We start from the raw sequence: 5,307 nt of genomic DNA, 5'->3' as shown, positions 1-5,307 counted from the left end.
ACTTCCCGGCCCCGTTCGGCCCGAGCAGTCCGAAGATCTCCGCCCGCCGGACCTCCTGGAGCTCTACGGCGACCTGGAGATCCCGTACGTGGTCACGAGCCGCGGGGAGCTGGAGACGGGGGACGCGGCGCAGCGCGTCCAGGAACACCTCGGCGGCAAGATCACGGCGTTCGTCGGTCATTCGGGCGTCGGCAAGACGACCCTGGTCAACGCGCTGGTTCCGGTGGACCGCCGGCGTACGACGGGACATGTGAACGCGGTGACGGGCCGCGGACGTCACACCACGACGTCCGCGCTGGCGCTGCCCCTGGCCGACGACGGGGGCTGGGTCATCGACACCCCCGGCGTCCGGTCCTTCGGGCTGGCGCACGTCGACCCGTCCCGGGTGATCCACGCGTTCCCCGATCTGGAGCCCGGCACGGTGAACTGCCCGCGCGCGTGCAGTCACGACGAGCCGGACTGCGCGCTGGACGAGTGGGTGACCGAGGGCCACGCGGACCCCGCCCGCCTCTACTCGCTGCGCCGGCTGCTGGCCGCGCGGGAGCGCACGGAGGGCGACTGACCACCGGGGTGTTTGTCCTGACCCGAGTTCGGTAAGTGCATAATCGCACCGAGCCGGACGTACGGGAGGACAGCACATGGCGTGGCTGCTGGTGATCGTCGCCGGAATCCTGGAGACCGGCTTCGCCGTGTGCCTCAAGCTCTCCCACGGTTTCACCCGGCTGTGGCCGACGATCGCCTTCGCGTCCTTCGCCCTCGGCAGCTTCGGCCTGCTGACCCTCTCGCTGAAGAAGCTGGACGTGGGCCCGGCGTACGCGGTCTGGACGGGCATCGGCGCGGCGGGCACGGCCATCTACGGCATGGTCTTCCTGGGCGACCTGGTCTCGGTCCTGAAGATCGTCTCGATCAGCCTGGTGATCACGGGAGTGATCGGCCTCCAACTCTCCGGCTCGGCCCACTGAAGCGCCCCGTCAGGGGCGCGAGGAACTGCGCGACCAGCCCCCACACACCCGCACATCCCCACGACCCCTTTTCACACCGGCTGCCGATGAAGCACCCCCCGCACCAGCTCGGCGACGCCCCCCTCCCCCGGCGGCGCGGCCACACACGACAACGCGAGCCGGACGACCAGCTCGCACGACCGCGCGAGCTCACCCCCGTCCCGTCCGGATGCGGCGAGCACGGCCACCGCCCGGTCCCGCACGATCTGCACGAAGTCCCCGGGTGACGGGAGCGGCCCGTCCGCCCGCCGCTGCGCCGGAACCGCGGACGACGACGGCACGGCGGAGAGCGTCGGCACCGGCAACCGCTCGCTCCAGGACCCCGTGAGCATCGCCCGTACCAGCACGCTCTCCCGGGCCGCCACCGCCATCCACTCGGCGGTCGCCGTCAGGCGCTCCGGCATCCCGGTGTGGCTGCCCAGCGCCCGCTCGACCCCCGCGAGATACCCGTCGGCCTCCCTGCGCACGAGCGCTCTGGCCAGGCCTTCCTTGCTGCCGAACTCGTTGTACAGCGTCTGCCGGGACACCCCGGCCGCCGCGGCCACGTCGACCATCCGAACGGCGGCCCACGGCCGGCGCGTCAGCGCGGCGTACGCGGCGTCCAGTAGGGATTCCCGGGCTGCAGGCATCATCGCCTCCGTGGGGCGAGCGACTCTGCGCCCAGGTTTGACGCGGACGAATCCACTGTCAAGGGTTCGCGAAGGCCCCAGGGGGCGCCCTTCGGCCAACACGCGCGGGCGTCCCGGGGTCCCCCGTCCGATCACCGCGCGCTGCTCAGCCGACCGTTCTGCGGCGTCCCACGGCAGCCCCCGAGATCCTCGGGCATCCCCTGGTAGCCCCGTGCGCGTCCCGGCAGATAGCGTTCGTCACATGCCGGACTACCTCGATGACCTGCGCCTCGCCCACGTACTCGCGGACGCGGCCGACGCCGCCACCATGGAACGCTTCAAGGCCCTCGACCTCAAGGTCGAGACCAAGCCGGACATGACCCCGGTGAGCGAGGCCGACAAGGCCGCCGAGGAGCTGATCCGCGGCCAGTTGCAGCGCGCCCGCCCACGCGACGCGATCCTCGGCGAGGAGTACGGCGTCGAGGGCACCGGCCCCCGCCGCTGGGTCGTCGACCCGATCGACGGCACCAAGAACTACGTCCGCGGGGTGCCCGTCTGGGCGACCCTGATCTCCCTGACGGAGGCGGCCGAGGGCGGTTACCAGCCGGTCGTCGGCATGGTCTCCGCGCCCGCGCTCGGCCGCCGCTGGTGGGCCGCGAAGGGCCACGGCGCCTTCACCGGACGGAGCCTGTCCTCGGCGTCCCGGCTGCACGTCTCCCGGGTCTCGAAACTGTCCGACGCCTCCTTCGCGTACTCCTCGCTGAGCGGCTGGGAGGAGCGGGGCCGGCTGAACGGCTTCCTGGACCTGACCCACGAGGTGTGGCGCACGCGCGCGTACGGCGACTTCTGGCCGTACATGATGGTCGCCGAGGGGTCCGTGGACATCTGTGCGGAGCCGGAGCTGTCCCTGTGGGACATGGCCGCCAACGCGATCGTCGTGACGGAGGCCGGCGGCACCTTCACCGGCCTGGACGGCCGCCCCGGCCCGCACAGCGGCAACGCCGCGGCCTCCAACGGACTGCTCCACGACGAGCTGCTGTCGTACCTCTCCGAGCGGTACTGAAACGGTCCTGTGGGGCGTGACGGAAGAACCTGAGGCAGAAGGGAGCAACCCCCTCCCTCACATATGAGCGCATGCGCCCTCACTTGACTGCGCGCACCCCCTTGTTGACTCCGGCTTTACCTGCCACCCTGAGAGGACCCCCACTTGTGAACTTGTGAATCGCTGAACTGTCGGCGGTTCCCTAGGAGGTGGCACCCTTCATGCTCGTCCGTGACGCCATGAGCACGGTGGTCCTCACCGTCGGCCCGGCCCACACCCTCCGCCAGGCGGCCGCCCTGATGTCCGCGCGCCGCGTGGGCGCGGCGATCGTCCACGACCCGGACGCCGGCGGGATCGGGATCCTCACCGAGCGCGACATCCTCAACTCCGTCGGCCTGGGCCAGGACCCGGACCGGGAGCACATCCACGCCCACACCACCAACGACGTCGTGTTCGCCACCCCCACCTGGACCCTGGAGGAGGCGGCCCGGGCGATGGCCGACGGCGGCTTCCGCCACCTGATCGTCCTCGACGGCGCCGAGCCGGCCGGGATCGTCTCGGTCCGCGACATCATCCGCTGCTGGGCCGGCACCCGCGCGCCGCAGCCCGTCTAGGCCGGTCGGCCGTCGCCCGGAACGAGCAAATTGGACTCGATCCAATTCTATTCCTGATCCAAAGTCACACCTATTCGGAAAGTGGTCGGCCTGCTGTTAGGCTGGTTTCCATGAGTGACCTTCTGGAACGGCTGCGTGGACGCGGATGGCGGATGACCGCGCAGCGACGCGTCGTGGCCGAGGTTCTCGACGGCGACCACGTACATCTGACGGCTGACGAGGTCCATTCCAGGGCCGTCGCCAAGCTGCCCGAGATCTCCCGTGCGACCGTCTACAACACGCTGGGTGAGCTGGTCTCGCTCGGCGAGGTCATCGAGGTCTCGACGGACAAGCGCGCCAAGCGGTACGACCCGAACGCGCACCGGCCGCACCACCACCTGGTCTGCTCCCGGTGCGGCTCGATCCGCGACGTCCACCCGACCGGCAACCCGATGGCCGACCTCCCGAGCTCGGAGCGGTTCGGTTTCACGGTCTCCGACGTCGAGGTGACCTACCGCGGACTCTGCCCGGACTGCGCGGCGGCCGTCTGACCGACGTTCCCCGAAGGCCCCGGCGCTCACCACGAGCGCCGGGGCCTTCGCGTCGAACCGGCAATGAACATCCGGATCCGGAGAAAAACCGAGGGCCGGAATCCGTTTCTGGATTCCGGCCCTCGGCCTTCAGTAGCGGGGACAGGATTTGAACCTGCGACCTCTGGGTTATGAGCCCAGCGAGCTACCGAGCTGCTCCACCCCGCGTCGATGAATGGAACACTACGTGAGGGAGACGGGAAGAAGCAAATCCATTCCCGCAAGCCCGGCTGACCTGCGAAAAGGGCAAGCTCACGCGGACAGCTCCTCCCGCAGGGCGTCCCGCAGCCGCCCCGCCCGCTCGCTCACTTCGGCCGGACCCAGCGCCACCGCGCGGTCGGCCCAGCGCTGCCCTTCCGCCAGCTCGCCCCGACGCGCGTAGACCAGGGCCAGCCGCAGCGCCGCCCGTCCGTGACCGGCGTCCGCGGCCCGCTCCCACCACACCGCGGCCTCCGGCTCGCTGCCCTCGCGGGCCAGCAGCAGGCCCAGGTTGAACGCCCCGTTCCGCGAACCGGCCTCGGCCGCCGTCCGGTACCAGCGCGCCGCCTCCACCACGTCCCCGCGCGCCGCGGCCAGCATCCCGACCCGCACCTGGGCCCGCCGGTGCCCCTGCGAGGCGGCCCGCTCGTACCACTCCTCGCACTCCGTCTTCACGTTCAGCGACGACTCCCCGAGCTCGTGCTCGGACACCGCCGGCCGGCGGGCGTCGAGCACCGCGGCCAGCCGGTAGGCGGCCTCGGCGCTGCCGCCGCCCGCCGCACACCGCAGGTGCCGTTCGGCGGCGGCCTCGTCGCCCTCACGGAGCCGGGCGATGCCCACCTGAAGGGCGGCCTCGGTGTGCCCGGCGGCGGCGGCCTGCTCGTAGCAGCGCAGCGCGATCCGGTCCTCGCCCCGCCCGGCGTACAGGATGCCGAGGTTGAAGGCGGCGTCCACGCTGCCCGCCTCCGCGGCCTTGGAGAACCACGGCTCGGCGCCGGACGTGTCGCCGCCCTGGAGCAGCAGGATGGCGAGCGCGTTCGCGGCCTCGCGGTGCCCGGCGTACGCAGCCCGCCGGTACCACTGCTCGGCCTGCGCGGTCCGCCCCTGCTCGGCGCAGAGCAGCCCGAGGTTGTACGCCCCGTTGTCGTCACCGGCGTCCAGCGCCGCCCGGTACCAGCGCTCGGCGGTCTGGGTCTCGCCGCGCTCGGCGTGCAGGGCGCCGAGGGCGTTCGCCGCGTTGCCGTCGCCGTCCTGGGCGGCCCGCAGCCACCAGATGGCCGCGTTCTCGGTGTCCCCCGCGTCGCGCAGCAGGAAGCCGAGCGCACAGGCGGCCCGGGCCTCGCCGTCCTTGGCGGAGGTCAGGTACCAGCGTCCGGCCTCCTTGAGCTCGCCGCGCTTCTCCAGGATCGCGCCGAGGTGCAGGGCGGCCCGCCGGTGGCCGCGCGCGGCGGCCTGGCGGTACCACTGCTCGGCCTGCTCGGCCTCCGCGGTGCC

Annotated in this window: 7 protein-coding genes and 1 tRNA gene; 5 read left to right on the top strand and 3 right to left on the bottom strand. The window is 72.0% G+C overall.

Features of this window, described 5'->3' with window-relative positions:
• Both ABZ646_RS39275 and ABZ646_RS39270 read left to right on the top strand, forming a co-directional pair.
• The coding region (locus tag ABZ646_RS39275) for a ribosome small subunit-dependent GTPase A (protein ID WP_360530328.1) at positions 1-562 on the top strand (562 nt) is incomplete at its 5' end.
• Positions 563-638: 76 nt separating this feature from the next.
• Positions 639-962 carry a multidrug efflux SMR transporter gene (locus ABZ646_RS39270; RefSeq protein WP_046731140.1) on the top strand — a complete coding sequence of 108 codons (324 nt, stop codon included), beginning with the start codon at positions 639-641 and terminating at the stop codon, positions 960-962.
• Between the two features lie 71 nt (positions 963-1,033).
• Here ABZ646_RS39270 and ABZ646_RS39265 read toward each other — a convergent pair whose 3' ends face one another.
• Entirely contained in the window at positions 1,034-1,633 is a 600-nt protein-coding gene (locus ABZ646_RS39265; protein WP_360530324.1) for a helix-turn-helix domain-containing protein, read from the bottom strand.
• A 238-nt stretch (positions 1,634-1,871) separates the two neighbouring features.
• Between ABZ646_RS39265 and hisN the strand changes: the two genes are divergently transcribed.
• The 3 genes from hisN to ABZ646_RS39250 all read left to right on the top strand — a co-directional run bounded on the left by hisN (position 1,872) and on the right by ABZ646_RS39250 (position 3,795).
• Entirely contained in the window at positions 1,872-2,672 is an 801-nt protein-coding gene (gene hisN / locus ABZ646_RS39260) for a histidinol-phosphatase (RefSeq protein WP_360530320.1), read from the top strand.
• Between the two features lie 200 nt (positions 2,673-2,872).
• On the top strand, positions 2,873-3,265 hold the full coding sequence (locus tag ABZ646_RS39255; protein WP_360530317.1) for a CBS domain-containing protein: 393 nt from the start codon (positions 2,873-2,875) through the stop codon (positions 3,263-3,265).
• Positions 3,266-3,375: 110 nt separating this feature from the next.
• Positions 3,376-3,795, top strand: coding sequence for a Fur family transcriptional regulator (locus ABZ646_RS39250; RefSeq protein ID WP_360530314.1), 420 nt, complete (start codon positions 3,376-3,378; stop codon positions 3,793-3,795).
• 133 nt (positions 3,796-3,928) lie between these two features.
• On the opposite strand, the gene ABZ646_RS39245 is transcribed toward ABZ646_RS39250, so the two are convergent.
• Both ABZ646_RS39245 and ABZ646_RS39240 read right to left on the bottom strand, forming a co-directional pair.
• Positions 3,929-4,002 (bottom strand) — tRNA-Met (locus tag ABZ646_RS39245).
• Positions 4,003-4,086: 84 nt separating this feature from the next.
• The coding region (locus ABZ646_RS39240) for a tetratricopeptide repeat protein (RefSeq protein WP_360530311.1) at positions 4,087-5,307 on the bottom strand (1,221 nt) is incomplete at its 5' end.

This window comes from Streptomyces sp. NPDC007162 (genome assembly GCF_040634175.1).
In the GTDB taxonomy this organism is placed as follows: domain Bacteria; phylum Actinomycetota; class Actinomycetes; order Streptomycetales; family Streptomycetaceae; genus Streptomyces.
Note: the sequence above shows the minus strand (reverse complement) of the source record. Positions and strands in the feature narration are given on the sequence as shown.

Coding starts and splice junctions, on each gene's coding strand:
- ABZ646_RS39270 (WP_046731140.1), top strand. CDS start 639: ATGGCGTGGCTGCTGGTGATCGTCGCCGGAATCCTGGAGACCGGCTTC.
- ABZ646_RS39265 (WP_360530324.1), bottom strand. CDS start 1,633: ATGATGCCTGCAGCCCGGGAATCCCTACTGGACGCCGCGTACGCCGCG.
- ABZ646_RS39255 (WP_360530317.1), top strand. CDS start 2,873: ATGCTCGTCCGTGACGCCATGAGCACGGTGGTCCTCACCGTCGGCCCG.
- hisN (WP_360530320.1), top strand. CDS start 1,872: ATGCCGGACTACCTCGATGACCTGCGCCTCGCCCACGTACTCGCGGAC.
- ABZ646_RS39250 (WP_360530314.1), top strand. CDS start 3,376: ATGAGTGACCTTCTGGAACGGCTGCGTGGACGCGGATGGCGGATGACC.